The 23,465-nt window shown below is 61.2% G+C and carries 23 protein-coding genes; 11 read left to right on the plus strand and 12 right to left on the minus strand.

The window, feature by feature from the left end:
• Positions 1–138 precede the first annotated feature (138 nt).
• The 3 genes from dapE to TU82_RS10965 are packed head-to-tail and all read left to right on the plus strand — an operon-like array spanning position 139 to position 2,531.
• Positions 139–1,290: a succinyl-diaminopimelate desuccinylase gene (gene dapE, locus TU82_RS10955; protein ID WP_057723213.1), complete on the plus strand. Its 1,152-nt coding sequence runs from the start codon at positions 139–141 to the stop codon at positions 1,288–1,290.
• Complete coding sequence (locus tag TU82_RS10960; protein WP_057723214.1) at positions 1,290–2,099, plus strand: putative RNA methyltransferase; 810 nt, start codon at positions 1,290–1,292, stop codon at positions 2,097–2,099. Before dapE ends, TU82_RS10960 begins: the two co-directional genes overlap by 1 nt.
• A gap of 54 nt (positions 2,100–2,153) precedes the next feature.
• Complete coding sequence (locus TU82_RS10965; RefSeq protein WP_057723215.1) at positions 2,154–2,531, plus strand: hypothetical protein; 378 nt, start codon at positions 2,154–2,156, stop codon at positions 2,529–2,531.
• Positions 2,532–2,599: 68 nt separating this feature from the next.
• On the opposite strand, the gene TU82_RS10970 is transcribed toward TU82_RS10965, so the two are convergent.
• Positions 2,600–2,809: a cold-shock protein gene (locus TU82_RS10970; protein ID WP_057723216.1), complete on the minus strand. Its 210-nt coding sequence runs from the start codon at positions 2,807–2,809 to the stop codon at positions 2,600–2,602.
• 179 nt (positions 2,810–2,988) lie between these two features.
• On the opposite strand from TU82_RS10970, the gene plsB reads away from it, so the two are divergent.
• The 4 genes from plsB (at position 2,989) to TU82_RS10990 (ending at position 7,660) form a co-directional block, all read left to right on the plus strand.
• Positions 2,989–5,487: a glycerol-3-phosphate 1-O-acyltransferase PlsB gene (plsB, locus tag TU82_RS10975; protein ID WP_057723217.1), complete on the plus strand. Its 2,499-nt coding sequence runs from the start codon at positions 2,989–2,991 to the stop codon at positions 5,485–5,487.
• A gap of 244 nt (positions 5,488–5,731) precedes the next feature.
• Positions 5,732–6,454, plus strand: a complete 723-nt coding sequence (locus tag TU82_RS28685) for a hypothetical protein (protein ID WP_156421659.1) — start codon at positions 5,732–5,734, stop codon at positions 6,452–6,454.
• 92 nt (positions 6,455–6,546) lie between these two features.
• Complete coding sequence (locus TU82_RS10985) at positions 6,547–6,948, plus strand: YbaY family lipoprotein (protein WP_057723219.1); 402 nt, start codon at positions 6,547–6,549, stop codon at positions 6,946–6,948.
• A 22-nt stretch (positions 6,949–6,970) separates the two neighbouring features.
• The gene (locus TU82_RS10990) at positions 6,971–7,660 is read left to right on the plus strand and encodes a DUF4197 domain-containing protein (protein ID WP_057723220.1); all 690 of its coding nucleotides are present in this window, start codon (positions 6,971–6,973) and stop codon (positions 7,658–7,660) included.
• Between the two features lie 61 nt (positions 7,661–7,721).
• Here TU82_RS10990 and TU82_RS10995 read toward each other — a convergent pair whose 3' ends face one another.
• The 3 genes from TU82_RS10995 to TU82_RS11005 all read right to left on the minus strand — a co-directional run bounded on the left by TU82_RS10995 (position 7,722) and on the right by TU82_RS11005 (position 12,244).
• The gene (locus TU82_RS10995; RefSeq protein ID WP_057723221.1) at positions 7,722–7,949 is read right to left on the minus strand and encodes a hypothetical protein; all 228 of its coding nucleotides are present in this window, start codon (positions 7,947–7,949) and stop codon (positions 7,722–7,724) included.
• 128 nt (positions 7,950–8,077) lie between these two features.
• Complete coding sequence (locus TU82_RS11000; RefSeq protein WP_057723222.1) at positions 8,078–11,137, minus strand: efflux RND transporter permease subunit; 3,060 nt, start codon at positions 11,135–11,137, stop codon at positions 8,078–8,080.
• Between the two features lie 6 nt (positions 11,138–11,143).
• Positions 11,144–12,244: an efflux RND transporter periplasmic adaptor subunit gene (locus TU82_RS11005; protein ID WP_057723223.1), complete on the minus strand. Its 1,101-nt coding sequence runs from the start codon at positions 12,242–12,244 to the stop codon at positions 11,144–11,146.
• A 93-nt stretch (positions 12,245–12,337) separates the two neighbouring features.
• On the opposite strand from TU82_RS11005, the gene TU82_RS11010 reads away from it, so the two are divergent.
• Positions 12,338–12,973, plus strand: coding sequence for a TetR/AcrR family transcriptional regulator (locus TU82_RS11010; protein ID WP_057723224.1), 636 nt, complete (start codon positions 12,338–12,340; stop codon positions 12,971–12,973).
• 562 nt (positions 12,974–13,535) lie between these two features.
• Here TU82_RS11010 and TU82_RS11015 read toward each other — a convergent pair.
• Positions 13,536–14,318, minus strand: a complete 783-nt coding sequence (locus TU82_RS11015) for a class I SAM-dependent methyltransferase (RefSeq protein WP_057723225.1) — start codon at positions 14,316–14,318, stop codon at positions 13,536–13,538.
• A 96-nt stretch (positions 14,319–14,414) separates the two neighbouring features.
• Here TU82_RS11015 and TU82_RS11020 point away from each other — a divergent pair, with 96 nt between their 5' ends.
• Positions 14,415–15,035, plus strand: coding sequence for a hypothetical protein (locus TU82_RS11020; RefSeq protein WP_057723226.1), 621 nt, complete (start codon positions 14,415–14,417; stop codon positions 15,033–15,035).
• A gap of 3 nt (positions 15,036–15,038) precedes the next feature.
• On the opposite strand, the gene TU82_RS11025 is transcribed toward TU82_RS11020, so the two are convergent.
• The 7 genes from TU82_RS11025 to ppc form a co-directional block, all read right to left on the minus strand.
• Positions 15,039–15,731, minus strand: coding sequence for an extensin-like domain-containing protein (locus TU82_RS11025; protein ID WP_057723227.1), 693 nt, complete (start codon positions 15,729–15,731; stop codon positions 15,039–15,041).
• 3 nt (positions 15,732–15,734) lie between these two features.
• A complete protein-coding gene (locus tag TU82_RS11030) occupies positions 15,735–16,562 on the minus strand; it encodes an isocitrate lyase/PEP mutase family protein (protein WP_057723228.1) in 828 nt (275 codons plus the stop codon).
• A gap of 28 nt (positions 16,563–16,590) precedes the next feature.
• Positions 16,591–17,451 (minus strand): DUF72 domain-containing protein, encoded by an 861-nt coding sequence (locus tag TU82_RS11035; protein WP_057723229.1) that lies wholly within the window; start codon positions 17,449–17,451, stop codon positions 16,591–16,593.
• Positions 17,451–17,741: a hypothetical protein gene (locus tag TU82_RS11040; protein WP_057723230.1), complete on the minus strand. Its 291-nt coding sequence runs from the start codon at positions 17,739–17,741 to the stop codon at positions 17,451–17,453. The genes TU82_RS11035 and TU82_RS11040 overlap by 1 nt, the downstream gene beginning before the upstream one ends.
• 160 nt (positions 17,742–17,901) lie before the next feature.
• A complete protein-coding gene (gene tsaB, locus TU82_RS11045) occupies positions 17,902–18,588 on the minus strand; it encodes a tRNA (adenosine(37)-N6)-threonylcarbamoyltransferase complex dimerization subunit type 1 TsaB (RefSeq protein WP_057723231.1) in 687 nt (228 codons plus the stop codon).
• Between the two features lie 90 nt (positions 18,589–18,678).
• Entirely contained in the window at positions 18,679–19,326 is a 648-nt protein-coding gene (gene adk, locus TU82_RS11050; RefSeq protein ID WP_057723232.1) for an adenylate kinase, read from the minus strand.
• 280 nt (positions 19,327–19,606) lie between these two features.
• Entirely contained in the window at positions 19,607–22,234 is a 2,628-nt protein-coding gene (ppc, locus tag TU82_RS11055; protein WP_057723233.1) for a phosphoenolpyruvate carboxylase, read from the minus strand.
• A gap of 163 nt (positions 22,235–22,397) precedes the next feature.
• On the opposite strand from ppc, the gene TU82_RS11060 reads away from it, so the two are divergent.
• Positions 22,398–22,715, plus strand: coding sequence for a hypothetical protein (locus TU82_RS11060; protein WP_057723234.1), 318 nt, complete (start codon positions 22,398–22,400; stop codon positions 22,713–22,715).
• Positions 22,716–23,023: 308 nt separating this feature from the next.
• Positions 23,024–23,449, plus strand: a complete 426-nt coding sequence (locus TU82_RS11065) for a DUF4398 domain-containing protein (RefSeq protein ID WP_057723235.1) — start codon at positions 23,024–23,026, stop codon at positions 23,447–23,449.
• Positions 23,450–23,465: the final 16 nt, after the last annotated feature.

Here is a 23,465-nt window from a genome sequence, read left to right on the forward strand (position 1 = left end):
TGTAGGAGCGAGCTTGCTCGCGAAAATCGTTAACGATGACCCGGGCACCCTGAACGCACGCGGTGCCCTTGCGTTTTTCGCGAGCAAGCTCGCTCCTACAATTAGAACGTCGCTGCCTCGATTTCCGGAGTTTCCCCCATGACGGCCCATGCCGACCTTTCGCCGACCCTTCAACTCGCCATCGACCTGATCCGTCGCCCATCGGTCACGCCGATCGATGCCGATTGTCAGAAGCTGATGATGCAGCGCCTGGGCGATGCCGGTTTTGCGCTCGAGCCGATGCGCATCGAAGATGTGGATAACTTTTGGGCTAGCCATGGCAAACATGACGGCCCGGTGCTGTGCTTCGCCGGGCACACCGACGTGGTGCCCACCGGCCCGGTGCAGGCCTGGCAGAACGACCCGTTCGATGCGCTGATCGACGAACACGGCATGCTCTGCGGGCGTGGCGCGGCGGACATGAAAGGCAGCCTGGCGGCAATGCTGGTGGCGGCGGAGCGTTTTGTCGCCGACTACCCGGACCACAAGGGCTCGGTTGCCTTCCTGATCACCAGCGATGAAGAAGGCCCGGCGCACCACGGCACCAAGGCCGTGGTCGAACGCCTGGCCGCGCGCAAGGAGCGCCTGGACTGGTGCATCGTCGGCGAACCGTCGAGCACCACCCTGGTGGGCGATGTGGTCAAGAACGGCCGTCGCGGTTCCCTCGGCGCCACCTTGACCGTACGCGGCGTCCAGGGCCACGTGGCCTACCCGCACCTGGCGAAGAACCCGATCCACCTGGCCGCGCCGGCCCTGGCAGAACTCGCCGCCGAGCATTGGGATGATGGCAACACCTTCTTCCCGCCGACCAGTTTCCAGATCTCCAACCTCAATTCCGGCACCGGCGCCACCAACGTGATTCCAGGCGACCTGACGGCGGTGTTCAACTTCCGTTTCTCCACCGAATCCACCGTGGAAGATTTGCAGCAGCGGGTGGCGGCGATTCTGGATAAACACGGCCTGGACTGGCACGTGGACTGGGCGCTGTCGGGTCTGCCCTTTCTCACCGAGCCGGGCGCACTGCTCGACGCGGTATCGGCCAGCATCAAGGCGATCACCGGGCGTGAGACCAAGGCGTCCACCAGTGGCGGGACGTCCGACGGACGCTTCATCGCAACCCTGGGCACCCAGGTGGTCGAGCTGGGCCCGGTGAATGCGACGATCCATCAGGTCAACGAGCGCATCCTTGCCAGCGACCTCGATGTACTGACCGAAATCTACTACCAGACCCTGATCAAGTTGCTCGCCTGATGCTTGCCTGCCCCCTTTGCAGCGCCCCGCTCAACCCGGTGGACAACGGCGTGGCCTGCCCCGCCGGGCACCGTTTCGACCGCGCACGCCAGGGCTACCTGAACCTGTTGCCGGTGCAGCACAAGAACAGCCGCGACCCGGGTGACAACCTGGCAATGGTCCAAGCGCGCCGCGACTTCCTCAATGCCGGACACTATGCCCCCGTAGCCAGGCGCCTGGCCGAGCTGGCCGCTGAACGCGCGCCGCAACGCTGGGTGGACATCGGCTGTGGCGAGGGTTACTACACCGCGCAGATCGCCGATGCCTTGCCCGACGCCGACGGCTACGCCCTGGATATTTCCAGGGAAGCGGTCAAGCGCGCATGCAAGCGCAACCCGGCGCTGACCTGGTTGATCGCCAGCATGGCCCGCGTACCGTTGGCCGATGCCAGTTGCCAGTTTCTCGCCAGCGTGTTCAGCCCGTTGGACTGGCAGGAAGCCAAGCGCCTGCTCAGCCCCGGCGGCGGCTTGATGAAGGTCGGGCCCACCAGTGGCCACCTGATGGAACTGCGCGAGCGCCTTTACGACGAAGTGCGCGAATACACCGACGACAAGCACCTGGCCCTGGTGCCGGACGGCATGAGCCTTGCGCACAGCGAAACCCTGGCGTTCACGCTGAGCCTGGCCGCCCCCCGGGACCGCGCCAATCTGCTGGCCATGACCCCTCACGGCTGGCGCGCCAGCGCCGAGCGCCGCAGCCAGGTGATCGAGGCGGCCGAACCGCTGCTGGTCACTGTGTCGATGCGCTACGACTATTTCGTGCTTCAATAAACGACTTTTTTCTTTCCGCGAATGGATTTTCGAATCCCGCAACGAGGAACATCCATGCGCCAACCCGATATCGAGATTTACCTGAAGGACGCCGACGTCGACCACAAGGCCATCGCCGCCTGGCTGGGCGCCGCCCTGGGCCCGTGCACCGAGTGGGTCCAGAGAGGCCAGACCTACAAGTGCAAGGCCGGCCATGTGCCGGTGACCTGGCTGCCTAAAGCCGTCGGCAAGTGGAATAGCCTGTACCTGGAAAGCGACCAGACCCCCTGGGACGACGACATCGCCTGCGCCCGCGCCGCGTTTGCCGCGCTGAACGTTGAAGTGCGCTGCGCGCCGGGAACCTGGGTCGAGGAAGAGGGTGAAGAAAGCGCTGACACCTGGATTCGTATCAGTACAGACGGTGAAGAGCAGATCACCTGGAAAACCGCCTGATCCTGAGCTGCGAACCCAATCAAATGTGGGAGGGGCAAGCCCCCTCCCACATTGGTTCAGTGGTGAACTTACAGCCCCACCACATCCTCCGCCTGCAAGCCCTTCTCTCCCGTCACCACGGCGTACTCCACCTGCTGGCCCTCGGCCAATGAGCGGTGCCCGTCACCGCGAATGGCGCGGTAGTGCACGAACACATCCTTGCCATCTTCACGCTGGATAAAGCCGTAGCCCTTGGCATCGTTGAACCACTTCACACTGCCGGTTTCGCGCGTTGTCATCTGTTCACTCCCACTGGTTTTTATTATTGAGTCACTGGCGTTGAACTGCCGAGTATAAGACAGGTTCAAAAACCATCAACTCAACTTTACATCGCTGCTTTTTTGCCGATTTTCGGTGAATACGGCACACTACCCGCCCGAGCGCCTGCTCGGTTTTTTCCACTTGAAGCAGTTCGCCTATGACCCGCTCCCCGTTTCGCCGTCTGGTGTTTGGCACCTTGCGCCGACTGTTGTACCTCTGGGTTCGCTCGGAGACGATCAACCAGTCGTCCCTAACCCTTAACCTGGACCGCAGCCGGCCGGTGTTCTACGTCCTGCAATCGCCCTCCCTGACCGAATTGGCCGTGGTCGATGCCGAGTGCACCAAGGCCGGCCTGCCGCGACCGGTGCTGCCGGTATCGGTGGGCCCGTTGATGGAACCTGCGGCGTTCTTTTACCTCACGCCGGACCCGGACTGGCTCGGCCGCCAGGACAAGCGCGGCGCGCCGCCCACCCTGACACGCCTGGTCAACACCCTGAGCGAGCATGCCGAAGAGAATGCACAAATCATTCCGGTCAGCGTGTTCTGGGGCCAATCCCCCGACAGTGAGTCCAGCCCCTGGAAGCTGTTGTTCGCCGACAGCTGGGCGGTCACCGGGCGTCTGCGCCGGTTGTTGAGCATCCTGATCCTCGGCCGCAAGACCCGCGTGCAATTCTCCGCGCCCATCAACCTGCGTGAATTGATCGAGCACAATAAAGGGCACGAACGCACCGTGCGAATGGCCCAACGCATCCTGCGTGTGCACTTTCGTAACCTGAAGACCGCCGTGATCGGCCCCGACCTGTCCCACCGCCGCAACCTGGTCAAGGGCCTGGTCAATATGCCGCTGGTGCGCCAGGCCATTGCCGATGAAGCCGAGCGCGAGAACATTTCGCCGGAAAAAGCCAAGGCACTGGCCCTGCGCTACGGCAACGAAATCGCCTCGGACTATACCTACACGGCAATTCGCTTCCTGGAAGTGGTGCTGAGCTGGTTCTGGAACAAGATTTACGACGGCATCAAGGTCAATAACATCGAGGGTGTGCAACAGGTTGCCCAAGGCTATGAGGTGATCTATGTGCCGTGCCACCGCAGCCATATCGACTACCTGCTGCTGTCCTACCTGCTGTTCAAGAACGGCCTGACGCCGCCGCACATTGCCGCCGGCATCAACCTGAACATGCCGGTGATCGGCAGCCTGCTGCGCCGTGGCGGTGCGTTTTTCATGCGCCGCACCTTCAAGGGCAACCCGCTGTACACCTCGGTGTTCAACGAATACCTGCACACCCTGTTCACCAAGGGTTTCCCGGTGGAGTACTTCGTCGAAGGCGGGCGCTCGCGCACCGGTCGCATGCTGCAGCCGAAAACCGGGATGCTGGCGATTACCCTGCGCAGTTTCCTGCGCTCTTCGCGCATGCCCATCGTGTTCGTGCCGGTGTATATCGGCTACGAACGCGTGCTCGAAGGCCGCACCTATCTCGGTGAACTGCGCGGTGCGAGCAAGAAGAAAGAGTCGATCTTCGATATTTTCAAAGTGGTGGGCGCGCTCAAGCAGCGCTTCGGCCAGGTCGCGGTCAACTTCGGCGAGCCGATCAAGCTGGCGGAATTCCTCGACGCTGAGCAACCGGACTGGCGCTCCCAGGAACTGGGCCCGAACTACAAGCCGGCGTGGCTGAATGAAACCACCCACCGCCTCAGCGAAAAGGTGGCCCGCCACCTCAACGAAGCCGCCGCGGTGAACCCGGTGAACCTGGTGGCGTTGGCGCTGCTGTCGACCACACGCCTGGCCCTGGATGAACAAGCCATGGCGCGTCAGTTGGACCTGTACCTGGCGCTGCTGCGCCGCGTGCCCTATTCGCCCCACACCACCCTGCCGGAAGGCGATGGCCTGGCGCTGATCAAGCACGTCAAGGACATGGACCTGCTGTCGGAACAAAGCGATGCTCTGGGCAAAATTGTCTATCTGGATGAGCAGAATGCCGTCCTGATGACCTATTACCGTAACAACGTGCTGCACATCTTCGCCCTGCCGGCGCTGCTGGCGAGCTTCTTCCAGAGCAGTTCACGGATGAGCCGCGAGCAGATCCTGCGCTACACCCAGGCACTGTATCCGTACCTGCAATCGGAGCTGTTTATCCGCTGGTCCTTGGAGGAGCTGGATGCGGTGGTTGACCAGTGGCTGGAAGCGTTCGTGGAACAGGGCCTGCTGCGTTTTGAAAACAATGTGTACCTGCGCCCGGCGCCGAGCTCGCGACATTTTGTGCTGCTGACGCTGCTGTCCAAGAGCATCGCCCAGACCCTGCAACGCTTCTATATGGCAATCTCGCTGCTGCTCAACAGCGGCCAGAACAGCATCAGCGCCGAAGAGCTGGAGGACCTGTGCACGATCATGGCCCAGCGCCTGTCGATCCTGCATGGCCTCAATGCCCCGGAATTCTTCGACAAGAGCCTTTTCCGACATTTCATCCAGACCTTGCTGGAGCAAGATGTGCTGCGCCGCGATGAAGCCGGCAAGCTGAGCTATCGCGACCTGCTCGGTGAGCTGGCGGAAGGCGCGGCCAAACGTGTACTGCCGGCGGAGATTCGCCTGTCGATTCGCCAGGTGGCGCTGCATCGCAGTGATGATGTTCAGCAACCCGATAAGGTTAAAGAGAACTGAGCGAGATCAGAACGATGTTGGCAATGCCTGATAAAAGGGCTTGCCGACATCAACACTTTAGTTAATAAAGTACATATTTACCGTCCTCGAAACCAACTAACCGCTCTGCACAATCAACTACTCGGCCCATCCGTAGTCCATTACTTAAAAAGCGGGCCGAAACTTCCACACCTCCAGGTCACCCATAATAGTTAAGCTAAGATGACGTTGGCGACTTTCACGCCTGCCATCCGAGTCAACAATCATGAACACTACAACGCAAACTTCCAATAGCAAAAGACTTGTCCTAGAATTTTCCTATCCTGAAAATTCCATACACTGGCCTGGCGCCGTAGTACAAGTCGCGCTGAGAAAGCGCACACGAACCGGGGCACCCTACAAGTTATGCGCGAGCTGGCGTACAACGGGCATCACTCGGGGGCTGAAACAGCTGACGTTCAAAATTGACAAACCTGCTACTTTTATCTCTCGCTACCGAGTTGATGTCAGTATTACACAATTGGGTAAGTCACAGATTCTGCCCTCAACTTTCCACGACTTCCAAGTTCATTCGAATCAATGGCGCGTTGCCGACTCCATAAAACAGGTCATCTCATTGAATCCTTTGTTTCACTGTCGGCTACCACAGCCCGAGATTATGCCCGGCGTCGATATCGAATCACTGCGGCATGTAGAGGCCAATTACAAAATCATGAAAATACATGAAGAGGACGACGAAAGCCCGCCGCAGATATTAGCCGAACTGACCACGCCTTATTATTTCGCACCTGAGTTCATTCGGTTCGACTCTCGCCAGATCGATCAGAACGCACGCTATGAACTGATATTGACCATGGCGGATCGAAACGACGGCGCGCCCAGTGTTGTAGGTAGAAGGCCGTTGTGGCTGCTCATATCGGACTACATCCTCAAAGATGAGGAATATACCTACGAAAGCTTCACTCAAAACGAAGCTGAACAGGTGTGACTTTTGAATTTACAGCCCCCACCTCAGCCTGAATTTTCGTAGGATGGGCGAGTGTGCCGAGATCCCTTCGGCACTCTCGAAGGAGACCCCCTATGAAAAGGCTGTTTTTAATTGCCTTGGCCGCAACGCTCGGAGCCTGCCAATCCATGTCCCCCGCCCCAAAGGCCAGCCTCGACGGTGAAGTGTTCTACCTGCAACGCATCGCGTTGCCGCCTGCCGCCACCTTGAGCGTCAGCCTGCAAGACGTGTCCTTGATGGACGCCCCGGCCGTGGTCCTGGCCGAACAGAAAGGCCCGATCAAGGGTCAGGTGCCGCTGGCGTTTCACCTGAGCTATGACCCGGCACAGGTCAAGCCTGGCCACAGCTACTCGGTCAGCGCTCGCATCGAAGTGGATGGCAAGCTACTGTTCACCACCACGCAACGGCACGCGGTACAGCTCAATGACCAGGACCCACAGCCACTGCGCGTGCGTGTCGACGCGGTAGCCCACTGAATTCAACCCTAAGGAAGCGCTCATGCTCCGTAACCCTCTTCGCCTCACTGCCCTGTTTGCCGGACTGCTGCTGGGCGCCAATGCCATGGCGCTGGACCTTGGCAGCCTGTCCCAGAGCGACGCCAGCGGCGGCCTGAAGGATGCCTTGACCCAAGGCGCGCAAATCGCTGTGAAACAACTGGGCACGCCCGGCGGTTTCAGCAATAACCCCGACGTGAAGATCGGCCTGCCGGGCAAGCTGGGCAAGGTCGCCGACAAGCTGAAGATGTTCGGTATGGGTGATCAGGTCACCCAGCTGGAAACCAGCATGAACAAAGCTGCGGAAACCGCCGTCACCCAGGCTCAGCCGATTCTGGTCAATGCCGTGAAAAACATGAGCGTGACCGATGCCAAAGGCATCCTCAGCGGGGGTCAGGATTCAGCCACCCAGTACCTGAACAAGAGCAGTCGCGAACAAATCCGCGCCAAGTTCCTGCCCATCGTCAAGGCCGCAACCGACAAGGTGGGTGTGGCCCAGCAATACAACGCGCTGGCCGGCAAAGCGGCGGCGTTTGGTGCCGTGGATTCCAAAAGCGCCAATGTCGAAAACTACGTGACCGAACAGGCGCTGGACGGCTTGTTCAAGATGATCGCGCAGCAGGAAGAAACGATTCGCAAGAATCCGGCAGCTGCCGCCACCAGCCTTGCCAAGAAAGTGTTTGGCGCCCTGTAAATACCGCTGTGCACCCGAGCAGGTGGGAAAGATCACCTGCCCGGGCGCCCTTACTGCACCGTCAAAACAGCTTGCCGGCCAGCCCGCCGAACATTATCGCGCCCAGCGGCATCACGCTTACGCCGAACTTGATGGTATTGCTACGGCCATCGCAGTCGGGCTTGGGTTTGCATTTGTCGTTGCAGTCATCTGCTGGTGGCTTGGGTTTTGCGCAGTTCCAGCCGCCGCCGATGCTGCCGAAGCCGCTGTTAACGGAAACGGTCAACGATTTACCGATGAATAATCCCATTGGATACTCCTTGAATCATCAGATTTGAGATCCGGCCCGCCAGCGTGAAGTCCGTCGGACCGAATACCTGTATTCAGGTAGTCCATGAGTGGCGAAACCTTAAGAAACGTTCCTCCCCATAACCACTGTCATTGCTGTCTGACCTTGAACCACGCCGCGTAAAGCGCCGGCAGAAACAGCAGCGTCAGCGCCGTCGCCACAATCAGCCCGCCCATGATTGCAACCGCCATCGGCCCGAAGAACACACTGCGCGACAAGGGAATCATCGCCAGCACCGCCGCGAGTGCCGTCAGAACGATCGGGCGGAAACGGCGGACGGTGGCTTCAATGATCGCCTGCCACGGCGTCAGCCCCGCCTTGATGTCCTGTTCGATCTGGTCGACCAATATCACCGAGTTGCGCATGATCATCCCCGACAGCGCGATGGTGCCGAGCATGGCCACGAAACCAAACGGTTGGCGAAACACCAGCAGGAACAGCGTGACGCCGATCAAGCCCAAGGGCGCGGTCAGAAACACCATCGCCGTACGTGAGAAGCTGCGCAGTTGCAGCATCAGCAGCGTCAGCACCACCACGATGAACAACGGCACGCCGGCCTTCACCGAGTTCTGTCCGCGCGCCGAGTCTTCAACCGTGCCACCGACCTCCAGCAAATAGCCGTCAGGCAACTCGCCACGCACACCTTCCAGGTTCGGCAGGATCTGCTGAACCAGGGTCGCGGGTTGTTCCTTGCCGTAGATATCGGCACGCACGGTTACCGTCGGCAGGCGGTTGCGGTGCCAGATGATGCCCTCTTCAAAGCCATACTCGAGGGTTGCAACCTGCGACAAGGCCACACTTCTACCGTTGTCGGTCGGTACCGCCAGGCTTGGCAGCCGCGACAGCTCGGTGCGTTCGTGTACGGTGCCGCGCAGAAGAATCTCGATCAACTCGTTGTCCTCCCGGTACTGGCTGACGGTGGAGCCGGTCAGGGAGCTTTGCAGGAATTTCGACAGGTTGGCGGTGCTCACGCCAAGCGCCCGGGCGCGGTCCTGGTCGATATTCAGGTAGACGATTTTGCTCGGCTCTTCCCAGTCCAGGTGCACATTGACCACGTGGGCATTTTCGCGAACCCTGGCCGCGACTTTCCGCGCCAAGGCGCGGACCTCCTCAATGTGCTCACCGGTCACGCGAAACTGCACCGGATAGCCCACGGGCGGGCCATTCTCCAGGCGGGTAACGCGCGAACGCAGGTCGGGAAACTGCTCATCAAGGGTTGCGATCAACCAGGTACGCAGGCTTTCGCGCTCTTCGATGGTGTGTGCCAACACCACGAATTGCGCGAAGCTGGCAGCCGGCAGTTGCTGGTCGAGCGGCAGGTAGAAACGCGGCGAACCGGTGCCCACGTAGGCCACGTAGTTGTCGATGCCGGCGTGTGCCTTGAGCAAGGTCTCGAGGCGTTTGACCTGGTCGGCGGTGTTGCTCAGGGACGCGCCTTCGGCCAGCTTCAGGTCGACCATCAGCTCCAGGCGACCCGAGGCAGGAAAGAACTGTTGCGGCACGAAACGAAACAGCCCGACCGAGCCGATAAACAGCAACAGGGTCAGCACGATCACTGTCTTGCGCCGACGCACGCACCACTGCACCACACGCCTTACCCGCTGATAAAACGGTGTGCCGTAGGGATCCGGCCCATCAGGGCCGTGTTTGGCGGCATGAATCTTCGCCAGGTCCGGCAGCAGCTTTGCGCCCAGATACGGCACAAACACCACCGCAGCGACCCATGAGGCCAGCAATGCAATGGTCACCACCTGGAAGATCGATCGGGTGTACTCACCCGTGCTCGATTGCGCGGTGGCAATCGGCAAAAAGCCCGCAGCGGTAATCAACGTACCGGTCAGCATGGGGAATGCGGTGCTGGTCCAGGCGAAACTCGCGGCTTTGAGCCGGTCGTAGCCCTGCTCCATTTTGATCGCCATCATTTCCACGGCGATGATCGCGTCATCCACCAGCAGGCCCAAGGCCAATACCAGCGCGCCCAGGGAGATTTTGTGCAGGCCGATGCCGAGGTAATACATGGTGGCGAAGGTCATCGCCAGCACCAACGGAATCGCCAGGGCCACCACCATGCCGGTGCGTACGCCCAGGGAAAAGAAGCTCACCAGCAACACGATGGCCAAGGCTTCAGCCAGCACCTGGACGAATTCCCCGACACTGGTCTTTACTGCCGCAGGCTGGTCCGAGACCTTGCGCAACTCCATGCCCGCCGGAAGGTTCTTCTGCAAGCGTGCGAATTCATGCTCCAGGGCCTTGCCCAGCACCAGAATGTCGCCACCCTCACGCATGGCCACGGCCAGGCCGATGGCGTCGGCGCCCATGTAACGCATGCGCGGTGCCGGCGGGTCGTTGAAACCACGGTGGATATCGGCCACATCGCCAATCCGGAAAGTTCGGTCGCCCACCCGAATCGGGAAGTTGCGGATCTCTTCCACGCTCTTGAAGTTGCCCGACACCCGCAATTGCACCCGTTCGCTGGGGGTTTCAAAGAAGCCGGCGGTCGACACCGCGTTCTGCTCTTGCAAGGCCTGCTGTACAGCGGCCAATGGCAGGCCGAGGGTCGCGAGCTTGAGGTTGGACAGCTCGATCCAGATCTTCTCGTCCTGCAGGCCAAGCAGCTCGACCTTGCCCACGTCCGGCACCCGTTGCAGCTGAATCTGGATACGGTCGGCGTAGTCCTTGAGCACGGCGTAGTCGAAACCGTCACCGGTCAAGGCGTAGATATTGCCGAACGTGGTGCCGAACTCATCGTTGAAAAATGGGCCCTGGATATCCGGTGGCAAGGTCTGACGGATATCGCTGATTTTCTTGCGTACCTGGTACCACAGCTCGGGGATCTGCGCCGAGTGCATGGCGTCGCGCGCGATGAAGGTAACCTGGGACTCTCCGGGCCGCGAGAACGAGACGATGCGCTCGTATTCGCCGGTCTCCATCAGTTTTTTCTCGATGCGCTCGGTGACCTGGCGCGAGACTTCCTGGGCGGTTGCCCCCGGCCAGTTGGTCTTGATCACCATGGCCTTGAAGGTGAAGGGAGGGTCTTCGCTTTGCCCCAGCTTGGTGTAGGACAAGGTGCCGACGACCGCCAGCAGGATCATCAGGAACAGTACGATCTGGCGATTACGCAACGCCCACTCGGAAAGATTGAAACCCATCGGGGACTACTCCTTGGCCGCCAGATTCACCACACGGTTGTCGCGATCCACCGGACGCACCTGCTGGCCCTCATGGAGCACATGCACACCCGCCGCAATCACCCAGTCGGTGGGCGCCAGGCCTTCGAGTATCGGCACGCTCTTCTCGCCAAACGCGCCGATGCGCACAGGTGTGCGCTTGAGGGTGTTGTCCGGCGCCACACGCCAGACGTAGGACGCGCCGTTCTCCGCGCTGAGGGCGGACAGCGGCACCGACAGGGGAATCACACCGTCGGCCTGTATGAATACCCGGGCACTCTGACCGAGTTCGGCCGCAACCTTGCCGCCCGTGAACGCAACCCGCGCAGCGAAGGTGCGCGACTTCGGATCGGCGGCGGGCGACAGCTCGCGAATGCGTCCGGAAAAGCGTTGATCCGGCTGGCTCCACAGCTCAACCGACACCGGCTGGCCGACTTTGAAACGGCCGAAGCCTTGCTCAGGCAGGCTGATCAGTACTTCACGCTCGCCATCGGTGGCCAGGGTGAACAGGGTCTGGCCGGCGGAGACGACCTGGCCCACTTCAACGGCACGCCTGGCGACGACACCGTCCTGGGGCGCACGCAGCACGGCATACCCGGCCTGGTTGCTGGACACGTCGAACTCAGCCTTGATCTGCTTGAGGCGTGCAACACCGGCTCGATAAAGATTTTCGGAATTGTCGTACTGGGATCGGCTGACCATCTGACGGTCCATCAGGGTCTTATAGCGATCACGCTCGGCGCGCACCAGACTCAGGTTGGCCTCGGCGGCGGCCACCTGAGCACGGGTGGCTTCCAGTTGCAGGCGTACATCCTGAGGGTCGAGCTCCGCCAGTGGCTGGTTGGCCTTGACCCGCTCGCCCTCCTCCACCAGGCGCTTGCTGACTTTGCCACCGATGCGGAAAGCCAGGTCCGGTTCATAGCGGGCGCGCACTTCACCGGGATAGCTGTCCAACGCCTGCGCCGAGGGCTGGGGTTGCACTACCATGGCCGGACGGGGGGCGGTTGGTGCCGCTTCTTCATGGCCGCAGGCGGCTAAGAGGAAGAGCAGGCTGACAGGCAAGGCAAAGGGCAGGAAAGTGCTGCGCATGCTGTGGGACCTTTCGCAAATGAAGCTTGGAATAATTATACTGGCCGGTATGTTATTAATACCAAACTCGCCAGTCCAGTATTAAAGGTGAAAATGTCCGACAATCCTGTAAACACCAACAGTCCCGGGCGCCCCAAGGACATGGCAAAACGCCAGTCCATCCTTGATGCGGCGAAATCGCTGTTCTTGGACAAGGGTTACGCGAACACCAGCATGGACGCCGTCGCCCTGGCAGCCGGCGTATCGAAACTCACCGTCTATAGCCACTTCACCGACAAGGAGACCCTGTTCACCGCAGCGGTGGTGGCCAAGTGTGAAGAGCAATTGCCGGTGATGTACTTCGAGCTGCCTGCGGGCATGCCTGTAGAGACCGTGTTGCTGAACATCGCACGGGGCTTCCATCGGCTGATCAACAGCGAGGAGTCGGTGAACCTGCATCGCTTGATGATGACCACCGGCAATCAGGACGTGAAACTCTCACAGATCTTCTTTGAAGCCGGCCCCATGCGCATGCTGCAAGGCATGGAGCGCCTGCTTGGCAAGATTGACCAGAGCGGCGCGCTGAGCATCGACAAACCCTTCAAGGCCGCAGAGCACTTCTTTTGCCTGCTCAAGGGCACGGCGAACTTCCGTTTGCTGTATGGCTGCGGCGGGCAACTGAGCGAAGAAGCTGCCGAAGAGCATGTTCGGGAGGTAGTGGGGTTGTTTATGCGGGCGTATGGGGCATAGGTATCTACACAGCTTTGATATGACACCGACATGTGGCGAGGGAGCTAGCTCCCATCGCTGCCTCAGAGCCGACCGGGATTTTGGTGCCGATCCCGGTCCAAATGTGGGAGGGGGCTTGCCCCCGATGGCGGCCTCCGGGCCGACCAGGATGCTGGATTGGACCGAGTACATATCCGTTTCTTCGGTAACGGCCACTTAGGGTTCCGCTTTTACAGCGGCTCACTTTTGAAAAGCCGGAATGCCGGCCCAGTCAAAAGTAAGCAAAACGCTCTTGCCCCACCACTCGGCACCTCGCTTGGGCTCGGTGTGCCCGAACGCAGGCTTGAATCCGTGGGTAACCCGGCAGGACGCCGGGTTAGCCGCACTGGGCCATGGATGGCCCATTGCGGCGGCCCACGGATTCAAGCCTGCGTTCGGCCAGCGTGGTTTAACGGGGCGCCTGAGATCAAAAGCAGATCAAGATCAAGATCAAGAGCGGCTCGCTTCGCATCGTGGTTACGGTTGGGCGCTGCTGAGTTGTGATACCTGCAAGGTGCAAGTAAAAGGCACCTTAGCTTGAAATTTAAACCTTGAGCGCTTTCTTGGGATAAATGTCATAACGGCTGGATTTGCCCTCCAGCGCATGGCTCGGTTTAGGCCCGTCAATACACGGCGCCTTGCGCGGGCGCTTGACCACTACGCGATGGCTGGCCAGGGCCAGGGCCGCGGCGAGCAACGCCGGTGCATCCAGGTCATCACCGACCAGTGGCCGGAACAGACGCATTTCCTTTTTCACCAGGGCGGTTTTCTCGCGATGCGGGAACATTGGGTCCAGGTAGATCACCTGCGGCGGCTCGCCCTGCCAATTGAGCATCACGTCGATGGAGTTGCCCTTGAGCAGCTTCATGCGCGCCACGATCGGCGCCACGTCAAAATCCTGCGCAGCGCGCGCCAGGCCGTCTTCAAGCAGGGCACCGATCAACGGCTGGCGCTCGATCAGGCTCATCTCACAGCCCAGGCTCGCGAGCACGAACGCATCCTTGCCCAAGCCCGCCGTGGCGTCCAGCACACGCGGACGCACGCCTTGGGCAACGCCCACGGCCTTGGCGATCATCTGTCCGCTGCCACCGCCATATAAGCGCCGGTGCGCCGCGCCGCCCTCGACAAAGTCGACCCGCACCGGGCCCGGCGCGTCGGGCCCGAGCTGTTGCAGCTGCAGGCCTTGTTCCCCGAACTGGAGGGAAAAGTCCGCAGCTTCGAGTTGCACAGGCAAGCCCAGCAGCGCAGCCCACTGCTCGGCGCGGGCCTGGAATTGCTCGGCCAAGGCCTCGACCCGAATGCGGCTGGCCGCTGGTTGTTCGCTCATCAATCGCTACGCTCGAAAATATTAAGGATCGGCCAATACCGGCCGATAAAAACAACAGTCAGGTATTTTGCCAGAGCTGAGCGTCGACCGAGAAAAATGTCAGACATTCTTCCCCTAACTATCGGTGTACTGCCGACCCACAACCACTACGGCCTGCGCAATACTCAAGCGCTGGCCGGGGTGAGCCATGTGTGGCAGGACTTCTTCGCCCGTGCCCTGGCCGAACAGCTCGGCGGCGCGCCGGGTGCGCTTGCCGCCACGGCGCCTGCACCACAGGATCCGGCGGTGGAACCCAGTGAAGGTGCCGACCTGCTGGCGCAGATCCTCACCCAGCGTGAATGCGACGTGAAAGACACCGAGATCGCCCCGCCTGAACCGCTGTTCCTGCCGATTGCCGAATTCGAGACCGATCTGCTGCCGCCCGCGCCCGCGCCGTTCCCTGACGAAGAGATCATCGCCCAGCAACGCCAGCAGCATTTCGAAAGCGGCTGGGTACGACCAATTGTCCTGAATGCGGGCCAACCCGTCGCCGAATCCGGCCCGGCGCCGCAACCGCGCCCGTTGCATCTGCCGATTGCCGAGTTCGAGCTGGACTTGCTGCCGCCGGCCGCGACCCCGTTCACCGCACAGGACCTGATCGAACAACAGAAAGCGCTGGATTTTGACTACCACTGGGCACGCCCGTTGATCGTCAACAACCTGCGCCTGGCCGCCTGACGCCTAGCGACACACCCACCAGCGCCCCATATCCAGGTGAAAATGGTTACGGTGTGCGGCGTTGTAGTCAGGGCTCAACACCCCGTTGAAAGCGTTACACGCACTGTCACGCACCTGACGCAAAAACCGTGCGTCAGCACCGTCCCCTGGCCACCCCTTGAGCACACTGATAGGGCGACCATCCGCCAGGCGAAACCCGGCGATATCCAGGGCATTGGCCGACGCGTGCTGACTGAGCTGGCCTTCGGCGCGGTTGTAGATAGTGCGACAGGCAAAACTGCCAAGATGATCGACTCGCGTTACCGCCTGGCCATAGATCGCCTGAGCGGCCGGCTGCACACTGTGGCGCTCGAACAACGCAAAGGCGACCGCCAACGGGCAACTGGCCAGAAAGCTGCTGCTCAAGCCCACCTCTGCGCCCTGCACCCGCAACGTGTTGCGTAACGGGCACGCGGCGTCGGGGCGTGAGTCCGCCTGACGGGTCACCCGCAAACCCGAGGTTTTCAGTACTTGATCGCACAGCACGGGGTCATCCTGCAGCCGCGCCAACTTGTAGCGCGTCAACAGGTTCGGACTGGCGCGCACATCCAGCGGCGCCCATGGGTTCCACTCATCCGGCATCCAGCCCCGCCATACGCCCACGGAGACAGCGCCGCCGAGCACCAGCAACGCGCCCATCCACCTGATCGACCGCATGGCTCAGCCCTTGAAGAATCGATTGGCCTGCTCGAACGGCATCTTGCGCTCGGTAAAGGTGAAGGTGCCCAACCCGTAGACCTCCTGCGCCGCCCGATAGAACTCGCCATAGGCCGCCAGGGCCAGGGCCGAGCCCAGGCTGATGCGACGCACGCCCAGTTCGTTCAACTGCGCGACACTGAGGTTCAAGCCACCGGACATCAACACATTCACCGGCTTGGGCGCGACGGCCTTGACCACCGCCAGCACCTCTTCGGCACTGCGCAGACCCGGCGCATACAGCACATCGGCGCCCGCTTCGGCATAGGCTTGCAGGCGACGAATGGTGTCGGGCAAATCCAGGCGGCCATGCAGGAGGTTTTCTGCGCGCGCCGTCAGCGTAAAGGGAAATGCCAGGCTGCGGGCAGCGGCAACGGCAGCCTCAACGCGCTCGACAGCCAGGTCGAAGGGGTAGATAGGGTCGGCGGCAACGCCCGTGGCGTCTTCGATGGAGCCACCGACGATACCGCTGGCGGCGGCTCGCAGGATGGTTTGGGCACAGCCTTCAGGGGTATCGCTGAAGCCATTTTCCAAATCAGCGGCCACCGGCAGCGCAGTCGCCCGGACGATGCTGCCGGCATTGCCCAGGGTGTCTTCCAGCGACAGCGCGCCTTCGGCATCCGGCCGCCCCAGGCTGAACGCAAAGCCCGCGCTGGTGGTGGCCAACGCTTCGAAGCCAAGGCTGGCAAGCATAATGGCGGAACCGGCATCCCACGGATTGGGCATGACAAAGGCACGATCGCGCTCATGCAAGGCTTTGAAGGCTTCGGCGCGAAGGGTTTGGGCATCCATGACGGGCTCCTGGCGGGGAAAAGGAGCCTTAGAGTAACCCCAGTTGCTGCGCGACGGGTTCTCGATGCAAGGTCGGCAGCGGCGCGAGGCCTGGCAAACGTGCCATCAACTGGCCATGGAAACGCAAGGCCAGTTGTGCGGCGAGGCGGTTGTCCGAGGTGTGCAGGAACATGTAGGGGGTGCGCCCCTCTTCGATCCAACCGGCGATCTTTTCGACCCAGGGCAGCAGGAACGGGTCGTTGGCTTCAAGCTCGGGATGCCCGATAAAGCGCACCTGGGGAAACAGGGTCAACGCCGCCGGGCGCGGAGGCACCCTGGGCTTTTTCGATTGGGCATGCAGCACCGCCGCCGAGGTGGAGGTGCAACTGAACAGCGCGCGCGGATCAAGGCATACGCGCTCGACGCCGCGGTCACGCAACAGGCGGTTGAGCATGCGCTCGGCCTCGCCTTTGGCGAAGAACTCATCGTGACGCACTTCAACGGCCAGTGGACGGTCAATGCCATCCAGGAAGCCGGCCAGCTCACCGAGGCGTTGCGGGGTAAAACCCTTCGACAGTTGCAGCCACAGGGGCGACACACGCTCGCCCAGAGGGCTCATCAAGCCGATAAAACTTTCCGCCGCCGGTAGTTGCTCGCGCAAGTCGCCGGCATGGCTGATATCACCCGGGAATTTGGCGGTGAAGCGAAAGTCATCGGGCATGATGTCGGCCCAGCGCTGCACGGACGCGGCCGAGGGTCGAGCATAGAAAGTGGTGTTGCCTTCAACGGCGTTGAAGACCTGGGAATAGAGGCCGAGGTAATCGTTGGAGCGTGCATCGGCGGGGTACAGGTACTCGCGCCAGGCGTTTTCACTCCAGGACGGGCAGCCGATGTAGTAAGGCAGGCGCATCAGATGTGGATATCGAGACCCAGCACTTCCATATCCCATTCGACAAAGCCGGCGGTGGTCAGGTAGCTGGCCAGGGCGTTGGCAACGCTTTTGCTCATGGAGCGGGGGAAGACCATGTCTTGCTGACGGGCAGGAAGGCCACTGATGCGGGCTTGAGTGCCGGCCTGCGCTTCGGATTGGACTTCAATGAAATCCGGCGAATCCTCGACCGAATCGTCCACCGTGGCGCTCGCCTTGCGCGGCTTACGCTTGATCGGGTACGACTGTGAGGAAAAGCCATCAATACGCATGGGCGCGAACTCGCTATCAGTAATGGCATTTTAGTGGCGCTATCCGTAACGCGCAAATGCTCTGGTGATAACTAGAACACATAATTGGTAAAAGGTTTAAAAACCGGTGCAAATTCTGACGATTGGCGACATTTGCCTCAAAATGCCATCATTTTTGGCCTCAAATAATTCCGCGTTCCGCCTTGGTTTGCGCAACCTTATCGCGCAAGTAAACCGGCGCCGCCTGATCAGCGGGAATCGCCTCGCCACGCTCGAATGCAAAGCGCGCCAAGGTCAGCAAATCCTCTGCATGGGGCAGCATCGTGGCGTCCTGGCCGGCCAGCTGGACGCCGATCCGCTCGCCATAGCCCCAGCCGGTGCCGGCGCCGAACCAATCACCGCTGGCGTCCTCGGGCAGTGCAGATGATTCCGGCGCCTGCACCGCTTCCACGCCCACCAGGCGCATCTCGCCCGCCGTCTCGCGGTAGCAGCCCCAATAGACTTCGTCCATGCGCGCATCAATCGCCGCCGCCACTTGCGAGGCGCCATGTTCACGCAGCGCACGTTGGGCCAGCACCGCGAGGTTGGAGACCGGCAATACCGGACGCTCCAGCGCAAACGCCAGACCCTGCACCACGCCAATCGCTATGCGCACGCCGGTAAACGCGCCGGGGCCACGGCCGAACGCGATGGCATCCACGGCCGCCAGGCTGGTGCCGGCGTCTTCCAGCAGTTGCTTGATCATCGGCAACAGCTTCTGCGCGTGCAGGCGCGGGATCACCTCGTAGTGGCTCGTTACTTTGCCATCGTGCAGCAAGGCAACGGAGCAAGCTTCAGTCGCGGTGTCCAGGGCCAGCAGGGTGCTCATGGGTGTGGGTGTCCAAGTCGAAATAAAGTGCGCCAGTATAAACAACAACGGCCCGCAAGCGGGCCGTTGTCAGTGCAGCCGATCAACGCATCAGCTCAGTGCTTGCAGCACCTTGGCAGTAATCGCCTCCACGGAGCCGACGCCAGGGATATGGCTGTATTTCGGCTTGCCGTGCGCAGCGGACAGCTTCTGGTAGAAGTCCACCAGCGGCTTGGTCTGGGAATGGTAGACCGACAGGCGATGACGCACGGTTTCTTCGGTATCGTCCTTGCGCTGCACCAGGTCTTCACCGGTGACATCGTCCTTGCCTTCAACCTTCGGCGGGTTGTAGACCACGTGGTACACGCGGCCCGAGCCTTCGTGAACGCGGCGACCGGCAATACGCTGGACGATTTCTTCGTCCTCGACGGCGATTTCAACCACGGCGTCCAACTCGACACCGGCTTTCACCAGGGCTTCGGCCTGGGGAATGGTGCGCGGGAAGCCGTCGAACAGGAAACCGTTCTTGCAGTCGTCCTGGCTGATGCGTTCCTTGACCAGGTTGATGATCAGATCATCGGAGACCAGGCCACCGCTGTCCATCACGCTCTTGGCGATCAGGCCCAGCTCGGTGCCGGCCTTGACGGCTGCGCGCAGCATGTCGCCGGTGGAGATTTGTGGAATGCCGAATTTTTCAGTGATGAACTTTGCCTGAGTACCTTTACCGGCCCCGGGAGCTCCCAGCAGAATGACGCGCATCGATGTGCTCCTCAATTTTTTATAGAGATGACGCTCGGATTCGCCGCGTGGGGCCAATCTCGTAAAAATGTGGTTCCAGGCCGATCAAACGGCCAAAGGCTGATCAAGATACACAGCGGGCCCTTGCCACACAAGCCGCCCAAAGTAGGAGAAACCCGCGCCAGGCGCGCGTCGGCCAAAGGGTTTGCCTGAGCGCAACCCAACCCCTCAAACAACGACCGCCCTTTTCAGGGCGGTCGTCGCAGTTCATTCGCAAGCCTTTGAGAACACGCGAAAAACCTCAACCGGTGTTGCGCAAACCTGCGGCAATACCGGCCACGGACACCAGCAGCGCCTGTTCCAGAGGGCTGTCCTGCGCCGCTTCACGCTGGCGCGAGCGTGCGAGCAATTCAGCCTGCAACAGATGCAGAGGGTCCAGGTAGGTGTTGCGCAGGCGGATGAACTCCAGGGTGTCCGGGCTGTGGGCCAACAGTTGCGACTGACCGGTCAGACCAAGCACCACCTCGCAGGCCTGCGACAATAGGTCGCGTAGATGCGCGCCCAACGGCAGCAAGTCGGGCTGCACCAAGCGCTCATCATAGAGGCGGGCGATATCGGCGTCGGCCTTGGCCAGCACCATTTCCAGCATATCGATGCGCGTGCGGAAAAACGGCCACTGCTCGCGCATCTGCCCAAGCAACTCACCCTCGCCGCGCTCCAGCGCCTTGCTTAACGCCGCTTCCCAGCCGAGCCAGGCGGGGAGCATCAAGCGGGTCTGGGTCCAGCCGAAGATCCACGGAATCGCGCGCAGGCTTTCGATACCGCCGGCGCGCCGCTTGGCCGGGCGGCTGCCAAGCGGCAAACGGCCCAACTCTTGCTCGGGCGTGGACTGGCGGAAATACTCGACGAATTGCGGATTTTCCCGCACCACCGCCCGGTAGGCGCTGACACCGTCGGCCGCCAATTCGTCCATCAAGTGACGCCAGGCCGGTTCCGGCGGCGGCGGTGGCAACAACGTGGCTTCGAGCACTGCGGCCAGGTAGAGGTTGAGGTTCTGCTCGGCAATATCCGGCAGGCCGAACTTGAAGCGGATCATCTCGCCCTGTTCGGTGGTGCGGAACCGCCCCGCCACCGAGCCCGGCGGCTGCGACAGGATCGCCGCATGCGCCGGGCCGCCGCCACGGCCGACGGTGCCGCCACGGCCGTGGAACAACAGCAATTCCACCTGCTGCTCACGGCAGATCTCCACCAGGCGTTCCTGCGCACGGTACTGCGCCCAGGCGGCGGCGGTGGTGCCGGCGTCCTTGGCCGAGTCCGAATAGCCGATCATCACTTCCTGCGGGCCTTGCAGCCGCGCGCGATAGCCCGGCAGCTGCAACAGCCGCTCCATCACCGGCCCGGCGTTATCCAGGTCGGCCAGGGTCTCGAACAGCGGCACCACGCGCATCGGTCGCTGTACGCCCGACTCCTTGAGCAGCAGTTGCACCGCCAGCACATCCGAGGCGGCGCCGGCCATGGAAATCACATAGGAGCCCAGCGACGCGGCCGGTGCCGCGGCGATTTCCCGGCAGGTGTTCAAGACTTCCGCCGTGTCCGCCGACGGCTTGAAATAACCCGGCAGCAGCGGTCGACGATTGCCCAGCTCCCTGCTCAGGAAGTCGATGCGCGCTTCTTCGTCCCAGTCCTCATAACGCCCCAGGCCAAGGTAATCGGTGATTTCGCTCATGGCCGACGCGTGACGAGTGGAATCCTGACGCACATCCAGGCGCACCAGGAACAGGCCGAAGGTCACGGCGCGGCGCAGGCAATCGAGCAACGGACCATCGGCGATCACGCCCATGCCGCACTCATGCAGTGACTGATAGCACAGCTGCAGCGGACCGAGCAGGTCGCGATTGTCCTGCAACACCTGCGCCGGTGCAGGCGTATTTTCCTTTAACGAGGAATGGGCCCACTGGCGCGTGGCGCGCAGGCGTTCGCGCAACTGCTTGAGCACCGCGCGGTAGGGTTCGACGCTGTCTCCCGCCTGGGCCTGCAACGTCGCACTGGCCTGTTGCATGGACAGCTCGGCGGCGAGTTGATCGACATCGCGCAGGTACAGATCCGCCGCCATCCAGCGCGCCAGCAGCAGCACTTCACGGGTGACCGGTGCCGTGACGTTCGGGTTGCCGTCACGGTCGCCGCCCATCCACGAGGCAAATCGAATCGGCGCGGCCTCAAGCGGCAGACGCAAGCCGGTGGCGGCATGCAAGGCCTGGTCAGCCTTGCGCAGATAATTCGGGATGGCCTGCCACAATGAATGCTCGATGACGGCAAAGCCCCATTTGGCTTCATCCACCGGCGTAGGCCGCACGCGGCGGATTTCCTCGGTGTGCCAGGCCTCGGCGATCAGTCGTTGCAAACGTTCACGGATTTGCTCACGTTCGGCACGGGTGAGATCACGGTGATCCTGCAGCGCCAGTTGCGCGGCGATCGCATCGTACTTCTGGATCAGGGTACGACGTGCGACTTCGGTGGGGTGGGCAGTGAGCACCAGCTCGATCTCCAGCCTCGCCAATTGGCGGGCCAGGGATTCATCGCTGTGGCCTTCGCGTTGCAGGCGGGCCAGCAACTGCGGCAACACGCGGGACTCGAAGGGTGCCGGCTGCGATTCATCGCGCCGGTGAATCAACTGGTACTGCTCGGCAATATTGGCTAGGTTGAGGAACTGGTTGAAGGCCCGGGCCACGGGCAGCAGTTCGTCTTCCTGCAGTTGGTTCAGGCTCGCGCTGAGCTCATCGCCCGCGCCGCGCCGGTCAGCCTTGGCGCCTTTACGGATCTGCTCGATCTTGTCGAGAAAATCATCGCCGTATTGCGCTGCAATGGTGTTGCCCAACAGTTCACCCAGCAGGTGAACATCCTCACGCAAGCGTGCATCGATATCACTCATCAGCCAATCTCCAGCCAGAAATCCGGGACGCGCAGGTGTTCCAGAGTGCCGTCGGCGCGGGTTTCTGACAAGACACTTTAAACCTTGCAGCTTCCAGCTAGTCTCAACCTCAGGTCGCCGCGTCATCCACACCGGTGGCTGGACACTCATTATTGAGGTTGCCATGAAAATTCGAGACCTGCCCCAGCACTGGGAAGAGACCGCCAAGGGTCAACTGACCAAAACCGAATATGCGATTCATCTGGATGTGGAGGCCGCCGCGAGACTGGCCGCCCTGGCCGAGATGTACCCCAAGCGTCACGCCGAAGAACTGCTCGGCGAGCTGATCGGCGCCGCCCTTGAAGAGCTGGAAGCCAGCTTCCCCTACGTCAAGGGCCAGCAGGTGATTGCCACCGATGAGGAAGGCGATCCGCTGTATGAAGACGTCGGGCCCACGCCGCGTTTTCTGACCCTGTCGCGCCGCCATCTGCATGATTTGTGAGCCGGTGCTGACGAACAGAAGCACTGACCACTTCTTCACACACATCAATTTAACCCTTGTATTCCGGGCCTTTCAGCGGCCCGGGATACCTTTACGCGTGGCGAAAGTTCCAATTTTCTGTACTTGACCGATCAGTCAGTTATTTTTTTAGGCAAATCGCCATCTCCGCTGAACTTTTGAAAAAAGCCTCCGGTCACAGCCAGTAAGCCATCACTTGGAACGCTCGTTTGAACTGGCGTCATGTGCTTTACCGCCGGGCCCGCAAACGGCCACCAAGATGGATTTTGATGTTTTTCAGGAGTTATCCAATGGAGTTGAAGACGATGAAGACCAGCACTGCCAAATCCTCGTTTAACCACCTGCGCGGGCTTAAATTGGCCGCGCTGGCAATCGGCACCAGCTTCCTTCTGGCAGGTTGCGCCGGTAACCCGCCGACCGAGCAGTACGCAGTGACCCAGTCCGCGGTCAACAGCGCGGTCAGCGCCGGCGGTACCGAGTTCGCAGCCGTGGAAATGAAGTCAGCCCAGGACAAGCTCAAAGAAGCTGAAATCGCCATGCACGACAAGAACTACGACAAAGCCCGTATGTTGGCTGAACAAGCCGAGTGGGACGCTCGTGTTGCAGAGCGTAAAGCTCAGGCCGCCAAGGCTGAACAAGCGGTGAAGGATTCCCAGAAAGCAGTTGACGAGTTGCGTAAGGAAGGCATGCGCCCGGCTGCTATCCAGCAGAAGTAAGCCGCAGCCCCTTGAT

The organism is Pseudomonas orientalis, from assembly GCF_001439815.1.
Classification (GTDB): domain Bacteria; phylum Pseudomonadota; class Gammaproteobacteria; order Pseudomonadales; family Pseudomonadaceae; genus Aquipseudomonas; species Aquipseudomonas orientalis.